The sequence below is a fragment of the Pseudomonas poae genome (assembly GCA_028869255.1).
GTDB classification, from domain to species: Bacteria; Pseudomonadota; Gammaproteobacteria; order Pseudomonadales; family Pseudomonadaceae; genus Aquipseudomonas; species Aquipseudomonas poae_C.
In genome coordinates this window covers 4,519,890-4,539,861 of sequence record CP110972.1, presented here as the reverse complement: position 1 = coordinate 4,539,861, position 19,972 = coordinate 4,519,890, and the positions used below count along the sequence as shown (strand labels likewise).

At 59.2% G+C, this 19,972-nt stretch carries 17 protein-coding genes and 1 pseudogene; 7 read left to right on the top strand and 11 right to left on the bottom strand.

The genetic code is table 11. The annotated features are described in order from the left end of the window. Positions 1-1,147: 1,147 nt before the first annotated feature. The 4 genes from glpD to LRS56_20610 form a co-directional block, all read right to left on the bottom strand. Complete coding sequence (gene glpD / locus LRS56_20625; protein WDU61230.1) at positions 1,148-2,683, bottom strand: glycerol-3-phosphate dehydrogenase; 1,536 nt, start codon at positions 2,681-2,683, stop codon at positions 1,148-1,150. Between the two features lie 285 nt (positions 2,684-2,968). Beyond that, positions 2,969-3,724: a DeoR/GlpR family transcriptional regulator gene (locus LRS56_20620; GenBank protein WDU61229.1), complete on the bottom strand. Its 756-nt coding sequence runs from the start codon at positions 3,722-3,724 to the stop codon at positions 2,969-2,971. Between the two features lie 95 nt (positions 3,725-3,819). Next, on the bottom strand, positions 3,820-5,325 hold the full coding sequence (gene glpK, locus LRS56_20615; GenBank protein ID WDU61228.1) for a glycerol kinase GlpK: 1,506 nt from the start codon (positions 5,323-5,325) through the stop codon (positions 3,820-3,822). A gap of 76 nt (positions 5,326-5,401) precedes the next feature. Further along, positions 5,402-6,259 carry an aquaporin gene (locus tag LRS56_20610; GenBank protein WDU61227.1) on the bottom strand — a complete coding sequence of 286 codons (858 nt, stop codon included), beginning with the start codon at positions 6,257-6,259 and terminating at the stop codon, positions 5,402-5,404. 326 nt (positions 6,260-6,585) lie between these two features. On the opposite strand from LRS56_20610, the gene ybaK reads away from it, so the two are divergent. Further along, positions 6,586-7,056, top strand: coding sequence for a Cys-tRNA(Pro) deacylase (ybaK, locus tag LRS56_20605; protein WDU61226.1), 471 nt, complete (start codon positions 6,586-6,588; stop codon positions 7,054-7,056). A 139-nt stretch (positions 7,057-7,195) separates the two neighbouring features. Here ybaK and LRS56_20600 read toward each other — a convergent pair whose 3' ends face one another. Both LRS56_20600 and argF read right to left on the bottom strand, forming a co-directional pair. Further along, complete coding sequence (locus LRS56_20600) at positions 7,196-8,305, bottom strand: ABC transporter ATP-binding protein (GenBank protein WDU61225.1); 1,110 nt, start codon at positions 8,303-8,305, stop codon at positions 7,196-7,198. Next, positions 8,302-9,222: an ornithine carbamoyltransferase gene (gene argF, locus LRS56_20595; protein WDU61224.1), complete on the bottom strand. Its 921-nt coding sequence runs from the start codon at positions 9,220-9,222 to the stop codon at positions 8,302-8,304. Before argF ends, LRS56_20600 begins: the two co-directional genes overlap by 4 nt. Before the next feature lie 422 nt (positions 9,223-9,644). Here argF and LRS56_20590 point away from each other — a divergent pair, with 422 nt between their 5' ends. Both LRS56_20590 and grxD read left to right on the top strand, forming a co-directional pair. Continuing rightward, positions 9,645-11,753 (top strand): molybdopterin oxidoreductase family protein, encoded by a 2,109-nt coding sequence (locus LRS56_20590; protein ID WDU61223.1) that lies wholly within the window; start codon positions 9,645-9,647, stop codon positions 11,751-11,753. Positions 11,754-11,839: 86 nt separating this feature from the next. Beyond that, positions 11,840-12,178: a Grx4 family monothiol glutaredoxin gene (gene grxD, locus LRS56_20585; protein WDU61222.1), complete on the top strand. Its 339-nt coding sequence runs from the start codon at positions 11,840-11,842 to the stop codon at positions 12,176-12,178. An 81-nt stretch (positions 12,179-12,259) separates the two neighbouring features. Here the strand turns inward: grxD and bfr are convergent, their stop codons facing one another. After that, positions 12,260-12,730, bottom strand: a complete 471-nt coding sequence (bfr, locus tag LRS56_20580; GenBank protein ID WDU61221.1) for a bacterioferritin — start codon at positions 12,728-12,730, stop codon at positions 12,260-12,262. Positions 12,731-12,931: 201 nt separating this feature from the next. Beyond that, positions 12,932-13,150 (bottom strand): bacterioferritin-associated ferredoxin, encoded by a 219-nt coding sequence (locus LRS56_20575; GenBank protein ID WDU61220.1) that lies wholly within the window; start codon positions 13,148-13,150, stop codon positions 12,932-12,934. Between the two features lie 244 nt (positions 13,151-13,394). On the opposite strand from LRS56_20575, the gene LRS56_20570 reads away from it, so the two are divergent. Further along, positions 13,395-13,997 carry a peroxiredoxin gene (locus LRS56_20570; GenBank protein ID WDU61219.1) on the top strand — a complete coding sequence of 201 codons (603 nt, stop codon included), beginning with the start codon at positions 13,395-13,397 and terminating at the stop codon, positions 13,995-13,997. 231 nt (positions 13,998-14,228) lie between these two features. Here LRS56_20570 and rnt read toward each other — a convergent pair whose 3' ends face one another. Then, positions 14,229-14,900, bottom strand: a complete 672-nt coding sequence (gene rnt / locus LRS56_20565; protein WDU61218.1) for a ribonuclease T — start codon at positions 14,898-14,900, stop codon at positions 14,229-14,231. After that, on the bottom strand, positions 14,897-15,943 hold the full coding sequence (pyrC, locus tag LRS56_20560) for a dihydroorotase (protein ID WDU61217.1): 1,047 nt from the start codon (positions 15,941-15,943) through the stop codon (positions 14,897-14,899). Before pyrC ends, rnt begins: the two co-directional genes overlap by 4 nt. 156 nt (positions 15,944-16,099) lie before the next feature. Between pyrC and LRS56_20555 the strand changes: the two are divergent. From LRS56_20555 to LRS56_20545, 3 genes and pseudogenes are all read left to right on the top strand, one after another. Then, positions 16,100-17,007, top strand: a pseudogene (locus LRS56_20555) (OmpA family protein). 141 nt (positions 17,008-17,148) lie between these two features. Then, positions 17,149-18,366, top strand: a complete 1,218-nt coding sequence (locus LRS56_20550) for an argininosuccinate synthase (protein WDU61216.1) — start codon at positions 17,149-17,151, stop codon at positions 18,364-18,366. Positions 18,367-18,981: 615 nt separating this feature from the next. Then, on the top strand, positions 18,982-19,614 hold the full coding sequence (locus LRS56_20545; GenBank protein ID WDU61215.1) for a response regulator transcription factor: 633 nt from the start codon (positions 18,982-18,984) through the stop codon (positions 19,612-19,614). A 71-nt stretch (positions 19,615-19,685) separates the two neighbouring features. Here LRS56_20545 and LRS56_20540 read toward each other — a convergent pair whose 3' ends face one another. Beyond that, positions 19,686-19,868: a hypothetical protein gene (locus LRS56_20540; GenBank protein ID WDU61214.1), complete on the bottom strand. Its 183-nt coding sequence runs from the start codon at positions 19,866-19,868 to the stop codon at positions 19,686-19,688. Positions 19,869-19,972: the final 104 nt, after the last annotated feature.

The following is a 19,972-nucleotide window of genomic DNA, read 5'->3' as shown; positions in this document are numbered from 1 at the left end:
CCGAATGATATGGGGTGGGGCGTTCGGAAAACCGAATGGGCTGGGGGTGGGGGTATATCCGTTGGTGGGGTAACGGCGGCTTATGGTTCCGCTCTTACAGCGGGTCACTTTTTGAAGAGCGCAAAAAGTAACCAAAAACGCTTCGCCCCATCACTCGGTGCCTCGCTTAGGCTCGGCATGCCCTCACTCCGGCTTGAATCCGTGGGCCGCCGCGATGGGCCATCCATGGCCCAGCGCGGCTAACCCGGCGTCCTGCCGGGTTGCCCACGGATTCAAGCCTGCGTTCGGCCATCGTGATTGACGGGGCGCCTCAGATCACGATCAAGAGCGCAGATCAAAAGATCGCTGACTTCGTCAGCGGTAAGGATGTAAGGGCCAGATCAAAAACAAAGCGAGGCGGCCTGGCAGCCGACCTGAGCATTGAAGCTTTCCTCGGTTCAAATGTGGGAGCTGGCTTGCCTGCGAAAGCATCAACTGGATTTGCCTGATGTACCGAGGTGTCTGCATCGCAGCGATGCGGCGACCCGACAAGCCAGCTCCCACAGAAAGGCACCCCACTGCGCACGCCGACCCGCTCTTGATCTACACCACTCAGGTCGGCTACTAGGCCGCCGTGCTCTGCTTTTGATCTTGATCTTGATCCTAGGCGCCCCATTAACCACGCTGGCCGCACGCGGGCTTGAATCCGTGGGTAACCCGGCAGGACGCCGGGTTAGCCGCGCTGGGCCATGGATGGCCCATCGCGGCGGCCCACGGATTCAAGTCTGCGTGCGGGCACACCGAGCCGGAGGCGAGGTGCCGAGTGGTGGGGCAAGAGCCCTTTTGGTTACTTTTGGGGCTCTTTTCCAAAAGTGACCCGCCGTAAGGGCGGAACCATAAGCCGCCGTCACCCCAATAACGGATATGCCCCCCAAAACCCCACCCCATCAAAACGTCTAATCAGCCGACACAACCCCCGCCCGCTGCCCCGTCGACATTGTCGGCGCAGGTGAAGTTGAAGGGCCCGGCCCCGTAGTACCTCAGGTCACTAAAGCTGACCGGTAGCGGGGTAATCATCAAATGGGGCTGCGCTATCAGCGCCAGTCCCTTGAGATATAAAAAAGCCCCTGAGCCTTACGGCGCAGGGGCTTTTGCAGCGGCGGTCTGATCAGGCCGCTTCGATCTTGCGGTTCTGCTCGACCTTGGACAGGTAACGCTGCACGTTGTCCTGCTCTTCCTGGGTGGTGAACAGCCCGAGCTTGGTGCGACGCCACAGCACGTCCTGCGGTTGAGTCGCCCATTCTTCGGTGCACAGGTAATCGACTTCGCGGGTGTACAGGCCGCCCCCCAGGTGGTCGCCCAGGTCTGCCAGCGATTGCACGCCTTCCAGCAAGCGCCAGGTACGGCTGCCGTAAGTGGTGGACCAGCGACGGGCGATTCCCTCAGGCACCCAGTTGAACTTGGCGCGAATCGCTTCGGCCAACGCTTCTGGCGTGCTCATATCTTCGCCGCCCGGCAGGCTGGCGGTGGCGGTCCAGCTTGGGCGCATCTGCGTGAAGTACGGCGCCAGTTGGGCCATCGCCGACTCGGCGAGTTTGCGGTAGGTGGTCAGCTTGCCGCCGAACACCGACAGGATCGGCGCCTCGCCAGTGCCGCCCGACAGCGACAGTGTGTAGTCGCGAGTGATCGCCGACGGGTTATCCGACTCGTCGTTGCACAGTGGGCGCACGCCGGAATAGGTGTGCACGATATCTTCGCGACTCAGCTGTTTCTTGAAGTGCGCATTCACCACTTTCAGCATGTAGTCGGTTTCACCTTCGGTAATCGCCACTTTCGCCGGGTCGCCGGTGTATTCGCGGTCGGTGGTGCCGATGATGGTCAGGTGGTTCAGGTACGGAATGGTGAAGACGATGCGTTGGTCTTCGTTCTGCAGGATGTGCGCGTGGGCGCCTTCGTACAGCTTCGGCACGATCAGGTGGCTGCCCTGGATCAGGCGGATGCCGTAAGGCGAGTCCAGCTTCAGGTCTTCCTTGATGAACTTGGCGACCCACGGGCCTGCCGCGTTCACCAGGGCACGGGCACGAATCGAGAACAGGCTGCCGTCATCGCGTTCCATGTTCATTTCCCACATGCCGTTGCTGCGGTGCGCGCTGATGCAACGGGTCTGGGTGTGGATATGCGCGCCTTTTTCGCGGGCGGCCATGGCGTTGAGCACCACCAGGCGGGCATCGTCGACCCAGCAATCTGAGTATTCGAAGCCTTTGGTGATTTCGCTTTTGAGCGGGCTGTCGGCGCCGAACTTCAGGCTTTTCGACCCGGCGAGCTTCTCGCGCTTGCCCAGGTGGTCGTACAGGAACAGGCCGGCGCGAATCATCCACGCCGGGCGCAGGTGCGGGCGGTGCGGCAACACAAAGCGCATTTGCTTGACGATGTGCGGGGCCTTGGCCAGCAACACTTCACGTTCAGCCAGGGCTTCGCGCACCAGACGGAATTCGTAATGTTCAAGGTAGCGCAGGCCGCCGTGGATCAGCTTGCTGCTGGCGGAAGACGTGTGGCTGGCCAGGTCGTCCTTTTCGCAAAGGAAAACCGACAACCCACGCCCGGCTGCGTCTGCTGCAATGCCGACGCCATTGATCCCGCCACCGATAACGGCAACGTCATAGACTTCGGCAAGCGGTGGAGCAGGCAAGGTAGAAGGGTTCATCGGCTGGCCTCGCGATCTTTTTCGTATTGGAATTCGAACATTAATGTTCATTTGCGAAAATGGTAGCTGATAAACGCGCGCGCAGCCACCCAAGTTCGATTGAAAAAACTCATCGAAGGGCGGGGAAAGGAAAATTTGTGAACATAAGCCTGGCAAGGCTCAAGGGAAGGGTGCTGGATAAATCGCTTTCGCGGGCAAGCCCGCTCCCACCCTTGACCGAGTTCCAGCATGGGAATGCAGTCGAATGTGGAAGCGGGCTTGCCCGCGAAGGCGGCAGTGCAGACGCTAAACCACTTCCAGCCGAACCTTGTGCTGATTCAACAACTGCACCAGCGCCGGCACCGGTTGCTGATCCGTCACCAAACAGTCCACCAAACTGATCGGCCCCAGGCGAATCATGGCATTGCGCCCGAATTTGCTGGAGTCGGCTGCCAGAATCACTTGGCGCGCATTCGCAATAATCGCCTGGGAAACCCGGACTTCCTGGTAATCGAAGTCCAGCAAACTGCCGTCTTCGTCGATACCGCTGATGCCCACCAGCGCAAAGTCGACCTTGAACTGGTTGATGAAGTCGACACTGGCCTGACCGACCACCCCTCCATCACGGCGCACGTTACCGCCGGTCAGCAACACATCGAAGTCGTCCTTGGCGCTGAGCATCGTGGCGACGTTGAGGTTGTTGGTGATGATCTTCAGGTGATTGTGATTCAGCAGCGCACGCGCAATCGATTCCGTGGTGGTGCCGATATTGATAAACAGCGAGGCGTGATCGGGAATTTGCGCCGCAATGGCTTCACCGATGCGCTGTTTCTCGTCGCGCATCTGGTCGGCACGCATGGCGTACGCGGTGTTCTCGACACTGGAATCATAGGCCGCGCCGCCGTGGTAGCGGCGCAACAGGTTGGCGTCCGCCAGCTGGTTGATATCGCGGCGGATGGTTTGCGGGGTCACAACGAATAACTGCGCCATTTCCTCGATACTGACGTAACCGCGTTCGCGGACCAGTTCGAGGATTTGTTGCTGGCGGGGAGGCAGATTCATGGGGCGTCCTTTGGGCTGCCATACAAAAGTGGCCCATGATGACGCAGCAAGCGGCTCCCCGCCAGTTACAACCCTATAGGGGTCCGGCGCTTGGCTTATTCAGCGCCTTCGTGCGGTTCCCAGTCGCGGGTACGGCTGACTGCTTTTTGCCAGCCGGCGTAGAGCTTCTCCTTCGCCACCTCGTCCAGTTGCGGTTCGAACTCGCGCTCGATCACGGCCTTGCCGCGCAGCTCGTCCAGGCTGCCCCAGAAGCCGCACGCCAGACCCGCCAGGTAGGCGGCGCCGAGTGCGGTGGTTTCGCGCATTTGCGGGCGCTCAACCTGGGTGCCGAGGATATCGGCCTGGAATTGCATCAGGAAGTTGTTGGCTACCGCGCCGCCGTCCACACGCAGGGCCTTGAGGCGTTCGCCGGAATCCTGCTGCATGGCGTCCAGTACGTCGCGGGTCTGGTAGGCAATCGACTCCAGCGCTGCACGAATAATGTGATCCACGCGTACGCCACGGGTCAGGCCGAACAGCGCGCCACGCGCATACGGGTCCCAGTACGGGGCGCCCAGGCCGGTGAAGGCTGGCACCAGGTACACGCCGTTGCTGTCCTTGACCTTGCCGGCGAAGTATTCGGTGTCGGTGGCGTCGGCGATGATTTTCAGCTCGTCACGCAGCCATTGCACGGTAGAACCGCCGTTGAATACCGCGCCTTCCAGCGCGTAAGCCACTTCGCCACGCGGGCCGCAGGCGATGGTGGTGAGCATGCCGTGCTTGGATTTGACTGCCTTGTCGCCGGTGTTCATCAGCAGGAAGCAGCCGGTGCCGTAGGTGTTCTTGGCCTGGCCGGCTTCCACGCACATCTGGCCGAACAGCGCCGCTTGCTGGTCGCCGGCGATACCGCCGATGGCGATGCCGCTTTTGGTGCGACCGTAGATTTCCGAGGAGGACTTCACTTCCGGCAGCATTTCACGCGGCACGTCCAGAATCTCCAGCATCTTCGCATCCCACTCCAGGGTGTGGATGTTGAAGAGCATGGTGCGCGAGGCGTTGGTGTAGTCGGTGACGTGGGTTTTGCCGCCGGTAAATTTCCAGATCAGCCAGCTGTCGATGGTGCCGAACAGCAGTTCGCCATTGCGCGCACGCTCACGGCTGCCTTCGACGTTGTCGAGGATCCACTTGAGTTTGGTGCCCGAGAAGTACGGGTCGGTGACCAGGCCGGTAGCATCGTTGATGTACTGCTCATGGCCATCACGCTTGAGCTGCTGGCAGATCTCGGTGCTGCGGCGGCACTGCCAGACGATCGCGTTGTAGATCGGGCGGCCAGTGACTTTGTCCCATACCACGGTGGTTTCACGCTGGTTGGTGATACCAATGGCGGCGACCTGGTCATGGTGCAGGCCGGCTTGTGCCAGGGCCTCGACCATCACCGCGCTCTGGGTGGCGAAAATTTCCATCGGGTCATGCTCGACCCAGCCGGCCTGCGGGTAATGCTGGGTGAATTCACGCTGGGCGGTGCAAACCACGTTGGCGTCACGATCAAAGATGATGGCGCGGGAACTGGTGGTGCCCTGATCAAGGGCAATGATGTAGTTCTTATTCTGAATGTCGGTCATGTCAATTGCCTTGGACGAAATAAGGAAGTCGGAAATCAGCCTGGGCCACGAAGGGCAGGGGACCAGGCCGGCGCGTTCAGGAAATACGAGTCTTGCCGTTGACAGCCGTGTCAGTGGTTTCATCCGTTGTGGCAGGTACGGCGCTCGGCAGATGACGGGCAATCAGCCCGCGATAGGCCGCAGCACCGAGGCATGCGCCGACAATCGGCGCGAAAATCGGAACCAGGAAGTAAGGAATATCGCGACCGCCAGTAAAGGCTATTTCACCCCAGCCGGCGAAAAAGGTCATCAGCTTGGGCCCGAAATCCCGCGCCGGGTTCATCGCAAAGCCGGTCAACGGGCCCATGGCGCTGCCGATCACGGCGATCAACAGGCCGATCAGCAGCGGCGCCAGCGGGCCACGAGGCAGGCCATTGTTGTCGTCGGTAAGGGCCATGATCACGCCCATCAGGATCGCGGTGATGACCATTTCCACCAGGAACGCCTGCGCGGTGCTCAGCAGTGCATGGGGGTAGGTGGAGAACACCGACGCCAATTCCAGGCTGGCCTGCGAGCCGCGCACCATATGGTGGGTTTGTTCGTAATCGAAAAAAAGATTGCTGTAGAGCGTGTACACCAAGGCCGCCGAGCAGAAGGCGCCGGCGATCTGGGCGAGGATATAGAAGGGCAGTTTGCGTTTTTCGAAATCGGCGAAGATACACAGCGCGATACTGACTGCCGGGTTGAGGTGGGCCCCGGAAATACCGGCGCTCAGGTAGATCGCCATGCTGACGCCAACCCCCCAGATGATGCTGATTTCCCATAAGCCAAAGCTGGCACCCGCGACCTTGAGCGCAGCGACACAGCCTGTACCGAAGAAGATCAGAAGCGCAGTCCCCAGAAATTCGGCCATGCATTGGCTCGAAAGTGAAGGCTGTTGAAGAGCAGTTGTCATGGAAAACCTCAATTGTTGTTCTTGTCTGGCGATTGGCCTCAACGGGCCATGCGCGATTTTCACCGTGAAAAAGATCCCCATCTCTTAAACGGCTTACTGCTACGAATCCGCAGGTCTATTCCTACAGTATTCGGAAACGAAAAAATATAGACAAGAATGACTGCTGTCAAAGGTCGAAAGTGAACCATTAGTCACTTTCAAACTATTGGTCTGGTGAATGATCACGCTGGCGCCATCCGGGCTGGGTTGCGGTAGCGTGCGCACTAGAGCGTTTTGCGTGGGCTTGGCCTAGAATTGGCCATCTGTTTGCTACGCCCGGAGACTCTATGACCCCCGCTTTGGACCTGTTGAAAAAAGTTCGCGCCGAACATCGCATCCACAGCTACGAGCACGACCCCAAGGCGGCTTCGTATGGCCTGGAGGCCGCGGAAAAATTGGGCCTCGACCCGGCGCAAGTCTTCAAGACCCTGCTGGCCAGCAGTGAAAAGGGCGAATTGTTAGTGGCGGTGGTGCCGGTCGTCGGAAGTCTGGACTTGAAAGCCCTGGCGCACGCGGCGGGCGTCAAAAAAGTCGAAATGGCCGACCCGGCTGCAGCGCAGCGTTCAACCGGTTACCTGTTGGGTGGCATCAGCCCCTTGGGGCAGAAGAAGCGTTTGCGCACATTTATCGACGTGACGGCGCAGCCGTTCGCAACAATTTTTGTGAGCGCCGGGAGGAGGGGGTTGGAAGTTGAATTGCCAGCAGCGGTACTGGCGGAGCATACCCAGGCCAAATTCGCGCCGATTGGCCGGGCTTGACCGCATCATCTTGAAGTGCATGAAGATCAAAATGTGGGAGCGGGCTTGCTCGCGAAAGCGGAGTGTCAGGCATCCGATTCGTTGCTGAAAAACCGCATTCGCGAGCAAGCCAGCTCCCACCTGTTTTGATCCGGTTTCGTCAGGTGGCGTGGCTGTAGCGCCGCACACCAGAATCGGATTGAGGAATATGCGCCGCGACGCTGCCCGAAGCCTGGAACAGCACCAGATGTTCGGCGGCCACGCGAATGCCCACCTCCGCTCCGACCGGATGGTCGGCATGGCTGGGGAAAATCGACTCCAGCTGTGCACCCGTTGGCAGTTGCAGGCGATACAGGGTCGAAGCGCCCAGGAAGGTTTTGCCGACAATCCGCGCTTTCAACGCGCTGTCCGGCGCGTAGACAATATCGTCGGGGCGCAGCAACACATCCACCGCGCCGCCCGTAGGCCAGTTGTAGGCGCGATTACCCCGCAGGTCGCCCAGCTCGGTACTGACCGATTCCGGCGAGCTCAGTTGGCCACGGATGAAATAACCCTGGCCGATAAAGCTGGCGACATATGGCGTTTGCGGTTCGTGGTAGAGGTTGTAGGGCGTGTCCCACTGTTCAAGCCGGCCTTCCTTGAACACACCCACCTGATCACTCACGGCGAATGCCTCTTCCTGATCATGGGTCACCAGGATCGCACTGGTGCCGCGAGCCTTGAGAATCTCACGCACTTCGTGGCTGAGCTTGCGCCGCAGTTCGCCGTCGAGGTTGGAGAAAGGTTCATCCAGCAGCAACAGTTGCGGCTCCGGCGCCAGGGCACGGGCCAGGGCCACACGCTGCTGTTGGCCGCCCGAAAGCTCGTGGGGAAAGCGCTTGCCAAGGTTTTTCAGGTTGACCAGCTCCAGCAGCTCAGCGACCACCCGGTCTTTTTGCGGGTGCTTGCGAATGCCGAACGCAATGTTGTCGGCCACGCTGAGGTGGGGAAACAGCGCGTAGTCCTGGAACACCATGCCGATTCGACGTTTCTCCGGTGCCAGGGTGAATCCGGCGGTGGAGATTACTTCGCCGGCCAGGCTGATTTCACCTTCATGCACCGGCTCAAACCCGGCGATTGCACGCAAGGTGGTGGTTTTGCCGCAGCCCGAGGAGCCCAGCAGGCAACCGATGTCGCCGGCGTTGAGGTGCAGGTTGAGGTTCTGCACCACGCGTTGATCTTGATAGCCGCATGCCAGATTGCGCAGGTTCAGCAGGAAGGGCTGGCTCATGCGTGGTGGTACGACGGCGGGACGAGGAATTCGAGCAGGGCCTTCTGCGCGTGCAGGCGGTTTTCAGCCTGGTCCCAGGCCACCGAGCGTTCATCGTCGAGCAGGTCGAGGCTGATTTCCTCGCCACGGTGCGCGGGCAGGCAGTGCATGAACAGCACGTCCGGCGCGGCCAGGTCGAGCAGGGCGCGGGTCACTTGGAACGGCGCGAACAGGGCCAGGCGCTTCGCGGTTTCTTCTTCCTGGCCCATGGAGGTCCACACGTCGGTGCTCACCAGGTGCGCACCGATCACCGCGTCACGCGGGTCGCGCACGATGGTCACGCGATCACCGGCCTGTGCCAGGAAACGCGCATCCGGCTCGTAGCCTTCCGGGCAGGCAACGCGCAGTTGGAAGTCGAACTGGATCGCCGCTTCTATATAGCTGTTGCACATGTTATTGCCGTCGCCGATCCAGGCCACGGTCTTGCCTTGGATCGAACCACGGTGCTCCAGGAACGTTTGCATATCGGCCAGCAACTGGCACGGGTGCAGGTCATCGGACAGGCCGTTGATCACCGGTACCCGGGAGTTGGCGGAAAATTCGGTCACGGTGCTGTGGGCAAAGGTACGGATCATCACCGCATCGAGCATGCGCGACATCACGCGTGCAGCATCGGCGATCGGTTCGCCACGGCCCAGTTGGGTATCACGCGATGACAGGAAGATGGCCTGGCCACCCAGTTGGATCATGCCGGCTTCGAAGGACACGCGGGTGCGGGTCGACGACTTCTCGAAAATCATCCCGAGCACGCGGTTTTTCAAAGGCTCGAACAGTACGCCGCGGTTACGCAGGTCTTTAAGCTCAATGCCTCGACGGATCACGCTGACCAGCTCTTCGGGCGTGCAATCCATCAGGGAGAGAAAGTGCCTTGCGCTCATCATTAACTACCTTTTTGCAACAGACCGCAGATACTCAAAGCCTTGTTTATTGTGACAACGGGCGAGACCTGCGGCGAAAGCCGCACGGGGCGACGAAATAGGGGAAGGCGCGATCTTATAATTAAATGTCGCGTCTTACCAATAGGGCTACGGTTTTTAAGGGTGTTCAAGCAGGGCGCCGGAGCGCTTTTGAAGACGGATTCCAGACAGCAGCGGCCCATTTGTACACTGGCCCCGAGACCTTTTGCAATGTGTGAGGGCGGGCCCAGGCCAGGCTGCGTCGGTTTCAGAGGCCGTGTGCAAGGTTTTGAAACATTTGCACATGGTCTGGCCTATGCCCCTCGATTCACAGGGCTGACGTTGCTGGTGCGCATCCCGGTCGGGGGCCATAGTTGGGCCAAAGCCCATAACAGAGACTGGCCATGACCAAGACTCTCCACCACCGTGCCTGCCATCTGTGTGAGGCCATCTGTGGCCTGACGCTTGAAACCACCCAAGCCGACGACGGCAGCCTGGCGATCACCTCGATCAAGGGCGACCCGCTGGACACCTTCAGCCGTGGGCATATCTGCCCCAAGGCCGTGGCCCTGCAGGATATCCAGAACGACCCGGACCGCCTGCACCAGCCCATGTTGCGCGTCGGCAGCGAATGGCAACCCATCCCGTGGGAAGACGCCTTTGCGCTGGTAGCCGAACGGCTGGCGGGCATCCAGGCGCGCCATGGGCAGAATGCGGTCGCGGTGTATCAAGGCAACCCCAGCGTGCACAACTACGGGCTGATGACCCACAGCAACTACTTCCTCGGCCAGCTCAAGACGCGCAATCGGTTTTCCGCGACCTCGGTTGACCAGTTGCCGCATCACCTCAGCAGCCACCTCATGTACGGCCATGGCCTGTTGTTGCCGATACCGGACATCGATCACACCGATTTCATGCTGATCCTGGGCGGCAACCCGTTGGCGTCCAACGGCAGCATCATGACCGTGCCAGACGTGGAAAAGCGCCTCAAGGCGATTCAGGCGCGGGGCGGCAAAGTGGTGGTGGTCGACCCGCGGCGCAGTGAAACGGCGGCGATCGCCGATCAGCATCTGTTCGTGCGGCCCGGCGGCGATGCGGCGCTGTTGTTCGGCGTGCTCAACACTCTGTTTAGCGAAAATCTGACCCGCGACAGCCATTTGCCGATCGAGGGCCTGGAAGACGTGCGCCTGGCGATTGCCGGATTTACCGCCGAGGCCATGAGCCGCCAGTGTGCGGTGCCTGCCGAGCAGATCCGCCAGCTGGCGCGGGATTTTGCGGCGGCGGACAAGGCGGTGTGTTATGGGCGCATGGGCGTATCGACCCAGGCGTTTGGCACGCTGTGTCATTGGTTGGTGCAGTTGATCAACCTGGTGACCGGCAACCTCGACCGTGTCGGTGGCGCCTTGTGCACCACGCCGGCGGTGGACCTGGTGGCCTCGACCGGCGGCGGGCATTTCAATCGCTGGCAGAGCCGGGTTTCCGGGCGTCCAGAGTACGGCGGCGAATTACCGGTGTCCGCCCTGGCGGAAGAAATGCTCACCGAAGGCGAAGGGCAAATCCGCGCCTTGGTGACCGTGGCGGGTAACCCTGTTCTCTCGACACCGAACGGGCGGCAGCTGGAGCAGGCGCTGGATGGGTTGGAGTTCATGGTCAGCATTGACTTGTACATCAACGAGACCACGCGCTACGCCGACCTGATCCTGCCCTCCACCTCGGCGTTGGAAAATGACCACTACGACACCACGTTCAATATGTTCGCCGTGCGGAACATCACGCGCTTCAATCGCGCCATTTTGCCCAAACCGACGGGGGCGCTGCACGACTGGGAGATTTTCGTCGGCCTGGCCAAGGCGTTTGCCGCGCAGACTGGCGTCGCGCTCAAGCCGACAATGCCTCCGGCGCAGATGATCGACTTCGGGCTTCGCGCAGGCGTGTACGGTGATGCCTCCACGCATAAGCTGTCGGTCGCGATGCTGGCGGATCATCCGCATGGCGTGGACCTGGGGCCGCTCAAGCCCAACCTGGCCGCCCGTTTGAAAACCGCAGACGGCAAGGTGCAGGCCGCACCGGCAGTAATCCTTGCGGACCTGGCGCGGTTCGCGGCGCAGCCGATGCCGGTGGCCGACGAACTGCTGCTGATCGGCCGTCGCCATGTGCGCAGCAATAATTCCTGGATGCACAACTATCACCGGCTGGTGAAGGGCAAGCCTCGGCACCAGTTGCTGATGCATCCCGACGACCTGAGCAGTCGTCAGTTGAGTGATGGCCAGCGGGTGCGTGTGAGTTCGCGCATCGGCATGATTGAGGTGGAAGTCGTCGCCAGCGTGGACATGATGCCCGGCGTGGTCAGCCTGCCCCATGGCTGGGGGCATGGGCGCCCGGGCGTGCAGATGAGCATCGCCAGCGGGCAGCCAGGGGCGAGTGCGAATGACTTGACCGACGAGCGGCAGTTGGATGAATTGTCGGGCAACGCCGCGCTGAACGGGGTGCCGGTGCAGGTGGCCGCTGCATAAGGTGCCCGAGCACCACGCTGGGATTTTGCGTTACAATGCGCCACCGTGCCGACCTGTGAGTCGCAAAGTTCCAGCCGAGGTGTTCCATGGATATCATCGAAACGATCAAAGAGCAGATTGCCAACAACACCATTCTGCTTTACATGAAGGGCGCTCCGAACGCTCCTCAGTGCGGTTTCTCCGCGAAGGCGTCCCAGGCCATCATGGCGTGTGGCGAGAAATTCGCTTACGTGGATATCCTGCAAAACCCGGAAATCCGCGCCAACCTGCCAAAGTACGCCAACTGGCCAACCTTCCCACAATTGTGGGTGGCCGGTGAGCTGGTCGGCGGTAGCGACATCATCACTGAAATGGCAGCTGACGGTTCGTTGCAGGCGCTGATCAAGGATGCAGCGGCAAACGCGGCAGCCAAGACTGACGCGTGATGCACTTGTAAAAAGCCATGCAATAAAAAGCCCCGCTTCTCCAAGGAGAGCGGGGCTTTTTTGTGACTGTTGAACTACGGGTTATTCACCCATCTGCGATTGCAGGTAGTTCTCCAGGCTGACCTTGTCGATCAGGCCCAGTTGGGTTTCCAGCCAGTCGATATGCTCTTCCTGATCTTCCAGGATGTCTTCCAGCAGTTCACGGCTGCCGAAGTCGCCCTTGGTTTCGCAGTGTGCGATGGCGGCCTTGAGGTCGCTGTGGCTCTTGCGTTCAAAACCCAGGTCGCTGCTGATCATTTCCTGGGTGTGCTCGCCGATGTTCAGCTTGCCCAGGTCCTGCACGTTTGGCAGACCTTCCAGGAACAAGATGCGCTTGATCAGCGCGTCCGCGTCCTTCATGGCTTTGATGGATTCTTTGTATTCACGCTTGCCGAGCTTTTCCAGGCCCCAATCGTCATACATGCGTGCATGCAGAAAGTACTGATTGATCGCGACCAGTTCATTGGCAAGGATTTTGTTGAGTTGCTGGATGACTGAGATGTCGCCTTTCATGACTGGGGTCCTGCCCTGTAATAGCTGTGTATAAGGCGGAGTTTGAGCGGCGAAATCCCTAGTGTCAAACCTAAGTTATTGAATAATAAATGAAAATTAATCGGAATAAGAATGTTTGTGTTCCGCGTCTTGGCGCTAACTAATTGAATTGCTGGCATAAAAAAACCGGACACTAAGTCCGGTTCTTTAAAACACGCTGATTTAAGCGTGTGTAAATTCTGCTGAATAGGGTAGCGCGGCCTGGGCTGTCTGCAGCTGCGTCAGGGTTTCGCGTACCACTTGCTTGGCCAGGCAAGCACATTTCCCGCACTGGCTGGCAACGCCGGTGGTTTCACGCACTTCCTTGTAGCTGCAGCAACCTTCATAGATTGCTTCGCGGATTTGTCCGTCGGTGACGCCAGTACAGAGGCACACATACATAAGGGAGAACCGTCGCGGGTTTAAGGCTTAAGTGCGATGGATCTTAATGTTAACGAGAATGATTGTCAAAGTAGATTCGCAGGGTATTGCCGGGGGGCGGCGGGCTCACTGACGAACGGTTTTTTCAGTGTATGATGGTCGGTCTTCACGAAGCGTGACTGCGTCACAGGGCTGTCGCTTATCTGCGCCAGACTTGGTCCGGTCCTTTTACTTCAATCGTCACCCCTATATCAGGAGATATCCAATGAGCGTACTCGTCGGCAAACAAGCCCCGGATTTCGACGTACCTGCCGTCCTCGGCAATGGCGAAATCGTTGACAGCTTCAAACTGTCTGAAGCCATCAAAGGCAAATACGGCCTGGTATTCTTCTACCCGCTGGACTTCACCTTCGTCTGCCCTTCGGAGCTGATCGCTCTGGACCACCGCATGGACGATTTCAAGGCGCGTAACGTTGAAGTGGTAGCCGTTTCCATCGACTCCCATTTCACCCACAACGCCTGGCGCAACACTGCCATCAATGATGGCGGCATCGGCAAAGTCAAATACACCATGGCTGCCGACATGAAGCACGACATCGCCAAGGCCTACGACGTTGAGTCCGAAGGCGGCGTGGCGTTCCGTGGCGCGTTCCTGATCGACGACAAGGGCGTTGTGCGCTCCCAGATCATCAACGACCTGCCGCTGGGCCGTAACATGGAAGAGCTGATCCGTCTGGTTGACGCGCTGCAATTTCACGAAGAGCACGGCGAAGTTTGCCCTGCCAACTGGAAAAAAGGCGACAAAGGCATGAACGCTTCGCCAGAAGGCGTTGCGGCTTACCTGACCGAGAACGCCGGCAAGCTGTAAGCCCGCGTCGAGGTACAAAAAAACCGGCCTGAGAAGGCCGGTTTTTTTATGCGCAGGATTCAACCCTGTGACGAGCATGCTTATTGTGGCGAGCGGGCTTGCCCGCGTTGGGCTGCGAAGCGGCCCCAATAAGACCGCCACAGTTTACTCGGCAAACCGCGGTGTCAGGTTTTGGGGCTGCTACGCAGCCCAACGCGGGCAAGCCCGCTCGCCACAAAGCTTGCCTGGGCCTCAGTCGTTGAAGTCTTCCCAGCCGCCCATTTGCTTCCAGCGGTTGACGATGCCGCAGAACAGCTCGGCAGTCTTCTCGGTGTCGTAGCGTGCCGAGTGAGCCTCGCGCCCGTCAAAGTCGATACCGGCCGCCTGGCAGGCTTTCGCCAGCACGGTCTGGCCATACGCCAGGCCGGCCAGGGTGGCGGTGTCGAAGCTGGAGAAGGGATGAAACGGGTTGCGCTTCATGTCCAGACGCGCCACGGCGGCATTCAGGAAGCCCAAATCGAAGCTGCTGTTGTGGCCCACCAGGATCGCGCGTTTGCAGCCATTGGCCTTCAACGCCTTGCGCACGCCACGGAAGATATCGGTCAGCGCCGCTTCTTCACTCACCGCCATGCGTAGGGGGTGATCGAGCTTGATCCCGGTGAATTCCAGGGCCGCCGCTTCGATATTCGCGCCTTCAAACGGCTCGACGCGGAAGAAGTGGGTATGTTCGGGGAACACAAAACCCTGTTCGTCCATGCCGATGGTGGTCGCGGCGATTTCCAGCAGGGCGTCGGTGGCGCAGTTGAAGCCACCGGTCTCTACGTCGATGACAACCGGCAGATAGCCGCGAAACCGCTCGGCCATCGGGTGACGGGAGCCGCCACCACTGTGCTCGTGTTCGTCGTCGTAATGGTCTTCACTCACTTGCTTTCCTCCAGCAGGCGCCAGCGCAGTGTTTCACCGGCGCGCAGCGGGATAACAGTCAGCTCGCCAAACGGCAGGCTGGCAGGGGCGGTCCAGTCTTCACGGACCAGGGTAATGCGATCGGTATTCGCCGGCAGGCCGTAGAATCGCGGGCCGTTGAGGCTGGCGAACGCTTCGAGCTTGTCGAGGGCATTGCGCTGTTCGAAGGCTTCGGCATACAGCTCGATGGCTGCATAGGCGGTGTAGCAACCGGCACAGCCGCACGCGGCTTCTTTGGCGTGTTGGGCGTGCGGTGCGGAGTCGGTGCCGAGGAAAAACTTCGGGCTGCCGCTGGTGGCGGCATCCAGCAAGGCCACCTGATGGGTGTTGCGCTTGAGGATCGGCAGGCAATAGAAGTGCGGCCGAATCCCGCCCACCAGCATGTGGTTGCGGTTGTACAGCAGGTGATGCGCGGTGATGGTCGCGCCCACATTGGCCGAAGCCTCGTTGACGAACTGCACGGCGTCGGCGGTGGTGATGTGTTCGAACACCACTTTCAGGGTCGGGAACATCTCGACCACGCGGCGCATGTGCTCATCGATGAAGATCTTCTCGCGATCAAACACGTCCACATCGCCACGGGTGACTTCACCGTGGATCAGCAGCGGCATACCGACTTGCGCCATGGCTTCGATCGCCGGCAGGATCTTGTCGATACTGGTCACGCCGGAGTCGGAGTTGGTGGTCGCGCCCGCCGGGTACAGCTTGGCGGCGTGCACGAAGCCAGTCGCCTTGGCTGCGCGAATTTCTTCAGGCTGGGTGCGGTCTGTGAGGTAGAGCACCATCAACGGTTCGAAGCGGCTGCCGGCCGGTCGGGCAGCGAGGATGCGCTGGCGATAGGCGTCGGCTTCAGCGGCGTTACGCACCGGAGGTACCAGGTTAGGCATGATAATGGCGCGGCCAAACGTGCGCGCTACATCGGCCACGGTTTGGGGTAACGCAGCACCATCGCGAAGATGAATATGCCAGTCGTCGGGACGCAGCAGGGTCAGGCGGTCGGACATTGGGGATTCCAGGCGGGTCAATCTGGTGGGAATGCTACCGGAAAAGACTCTTGCAGGCACTCGCTATCAAGTTTTGCAGGATGCATCCGATAGCCTTTTGTATGCCTTATCGATGTATGACGCTTTGAAGTGTTGTAGAAACCAGTGGAGCCTCCCGTGCGCCAGCATTATCTAGCCCTGCTCAGTGTGTTCGCCAGCCTGCCTGCGATGGCCCTCACGTTCCAGACACGTCTGGAGAATATTGAGTGGAAGGTGGAAGGCGACCAGTTCGAGTGCCGCCTGACCCAGCCGATCACCGATTTCGGCTCGGGTGAGTTCGTGCGCCGCGCCGGCGAGCAGGCAACGTTTCGTCTGAAAGCCTACAACGGCTCGCTGGGCGCGGGCTCGGCCACCTTGTTGGCGGCAGCTGCGCCGTGGCAACCGGGGCGCGGTGATATCAACCTCGGCGCGGTGCGTGCCGGCAGTGGCGATGTGCTTTTTAATAGCTCCCAGGCCCAGGCCGGCCGGCTGTTTACCGGCTTGCTGGAAGGGCGCAGCCCGACGGTGCGGCATTACGGGCGCGAAGGGGGTTACTCCGAAATTCGCCTGCTGCCGGTCAAATTCAATAAGGCATTTAACGACTATCAGCTGTGCACCACCAAGCTGCTGCCGATGAATTACGACCAGGTAAAACAGACCGAAGTCGGCTTCCCTGGGGGGGCATCGAGCTGGACGCAGCGGCCAAGAAGAAGCTGGATGTGATTCTGGCATTCATGAAAGCCGACCCTACCGTCAACCACGTCGAATTGAATGGCCATTCGGACAACAGCGGCAACCGCTTGACCAACCGCGACGTCTCGCGCCGCCGTGCCCTGGCGGTCATGGACTACTTCAAGGCCAACGGCATCCAGGAATCGCAGATCACCATGCGCTTTCACGGCGAAAGTTATCCGCTGGCGCCCAACACCAATCCGACGAACCGGGCGCGCAACCGTCGCGTGAATATCCAGCTTGAGCGCGTAGCAGCCCCCGAGAAACCGGCGCCTCAGGCGACGGGCCCGAGCAACCCGGCGCACACTTCTTAAGTGCCGCCATAAGGCGCGACCATCGGTCGCCCGCTCGACATAATCTGTCGCTTTATCTTCATTTGCTGTCGCGCCCCTGTAAATCCACGGTTTTGGTCGGTAGAATCGACGGCTTTCCGTACAACCCCGTGGAGTGATGGCATGGCCGACGTAAACAAGGTCGTTCTCGCGTATTCCGGCGGCCTGGACACTTCGGTGATCCTCAAGTGGCTGCAGGATACTTATAACTGTGAAGTGGTGACCTTCACCGCTGACCTGGGTCAGGGCGAAGAGGTCGAACCTGCACGTGCCAAGGCGCAAGCCATGGGCGTGAAAGAGATCTACATTGACGACCTGCGCGAAGAATTCGTCCGCGATTTCGTCTTCCCGATGTTTCGCGCCAACACCGTCTACGAAGGCGAGTACCTGCTGGGTACCTCCATCGCACGTCCGCTGATCGCCAAGCGCCTGATCGAAATCGCCAACGAAACCGGCGCCGACGCCATTTCCCATGGCGCTACCGGCAAGGGTAACGACCAGGTGCGTTTCGAGCTGGGTGCCTACGCACTCAAGCCAGGCGTGAAAGTGATTGCCCCGTGGCGTGAATGGGACCTGCTGTCCCGTGAAAAGCTGATGGATTACGCTGAAAAGCACGCGATCCCGATCGAGCGTCACGGCAAGAAGAAGTCGCCTTACTCGATGGATGCCAACCTGCTGCACATCTCCTATGAAGGCGGCGTGCTGGAAGACACCTGGACCGAGCACGAAGAAGACATGTGGCGTTGGACCGTCTCCCCGGAGAACGCACCCGACAAGCCGCAGTACCTGGAACTGACCTACCGCAACGGCGACATCGTCGCGCTGGACGGCGTCGAAATGACTCCGGCCACCGTGCTGGCGACCCTGAACCGTATCGGCGGCGAACACGGTATCGGCCGTCTCGACATCGTCGAGAACCGCTACGTGGGCATGAAATCCCGTGGCTGCTACGAAACCCCGGGCGGCACCATCATGCTGCGCGCTCACCGCGCCATCGAGTCCATCACCCTGGACCGAGAAGTGGCTCACCTCAAAGACGAGCTGATGCCCAAGTACGCCAGCCTGATCTACACCGGCTACTGGTGGAGCCCTGAGCGTCTGATGCTGCAACAGATGATCGACGCCTCCCAAGCCCACGTGAACGGCGTGGTGCGCCTGAAGCTGTACAAGGGCAACGTGATTGTTACTGGTCGCAAGTCCGATGAGTCGCTGTTCGACGCCAACATCGCCACCTTCGAAGAAGATGGCGGCGCCTACAACCAGGCGGACGCGGCAGGCTTTATCAAGTTGAACGCACTGCGCATGCGCATTGCGGCCAACAAGGGCCGTAAGTTGTTCTGAGTGATCCAGACGTTGTGAAAAATGGCCCCTTGTTCAAGGGGCCATTTTTTTTTGCCTGTATATATGCATGTCGGCCTTCACGTTTATTAATGTTTAAAGTTTGTTGAGTGCTGAGGGCTCAAGAACTTTGATGCGGGATATTTGACGCTTTTGTTCTCGTGAATGAATTATTTACACCTCAATAGGAACTATGTCTTACAGAAAATTCACACACAGAAGTGCTGAGTTGATATGAAAGTTGAAAGTTCTGTAGGAAATATGGAGTGTGAATGGATATGTCGAATGGAACTGAAATGGTCAGGGCTTTTTTGCCGGCTCGGCCTGGTGAAAGCTGCAAGCAAGCGGCATTTCCTCAAACTGATGTGCGCTACGTTTACAGCCTCTATCTGTATTCGTGGATATTTCGCTCAAAATGTGTGCGACCCCGGAAAGGTCTGAAGTCCTCCATAAAACTCGATACATCTGAGTTTGCGTTTTTTTGTAGGTTAATTCCGAGCTGGTTGTGGGTTGGGTCTCTGCTTGCTCTTACTCGGGGGTGAAAGCTATGCCAACTATGAAACGACTAGGCTATTGTGTTTGCTCTGAATAATTCGAACAGCGAAATTGGACTTTCTCATGAATAAAGTGCTGATCGTGGATGATCATCCCGTCATTCGTCTTGCTGTGCGTATGCTAATGGAACGTCATGGTTATGAGGTCGTTGCCGAGACCGATAACGGTGTCGATGCGTTGCAACTTGCGCGCGAGCATATGCCGGACATTGTCATACTGGATATTGGAATTCCCAAGCTCGATGGGCTGGAAGTTATTTGTCGACTGTCTTCTGTCAAACAGCCGGCGCCGTTCAAGGTGCTGGTGCTGACGTCGCAGGCACCGGGCCATTTCTCCATGCGCTGCATGCAGGCGGGCGCTGCCGGCTATGTGTGCAAGCAACAGGACCTGACCGAGTTGCTGAGTGCCATAAAAGCGGTGCTTTCGGGCTATAGCTACTTTCCGAACCAGGCGCTCAACTCTGTACGTTCCACCATGGGCAACGCCAGCGAGGCCGACATGGTCGAGCGACTGTCAGGCCGCGAGATGATGGTGTTGCAACAGTTGGCGCGGGGTAAAACCAACAAGGAGATCGCTGATGGGATGTTTCTCAGTAACAAGACCGTCAGTACCTACAAGACACGCTTGCTGCTCAAGCTCAATGCGCGTTCGTTGGTGGACCTGATTGAGTTGGCCCAACGCAACGGCTTGGTCTAGAGGAGGCGTCTCTGGATATACCGGCAGAAAAAAGCCTCCGTAAAGGAGGCTTCCGGCCGTACAAGGCTCTATCAGAGGTCGAAGTCGTAATCGGCCAGCTGTTTTTGCAGGCGTCGCTCTTCCAGAAGATTGTCGATAGTGCGGCGTTTGCTCAAATTGGTCTTGGCGACCTCTGCCACAGGTGCTTCGGCCCCTTCGTCATCCGACTCAACGAGGTCGTCTTCCACTTCCAGTTGTTCTTTGCCAGTGCTCATAAGGTTAACTCCGGGCTAAGACTGCCGTTGGCGCTCCTTATAACGATAATCCATGCAAGGGTAAAAAAGATTTTTTCAATCGGCTGATCAAAAAAACCAATGAT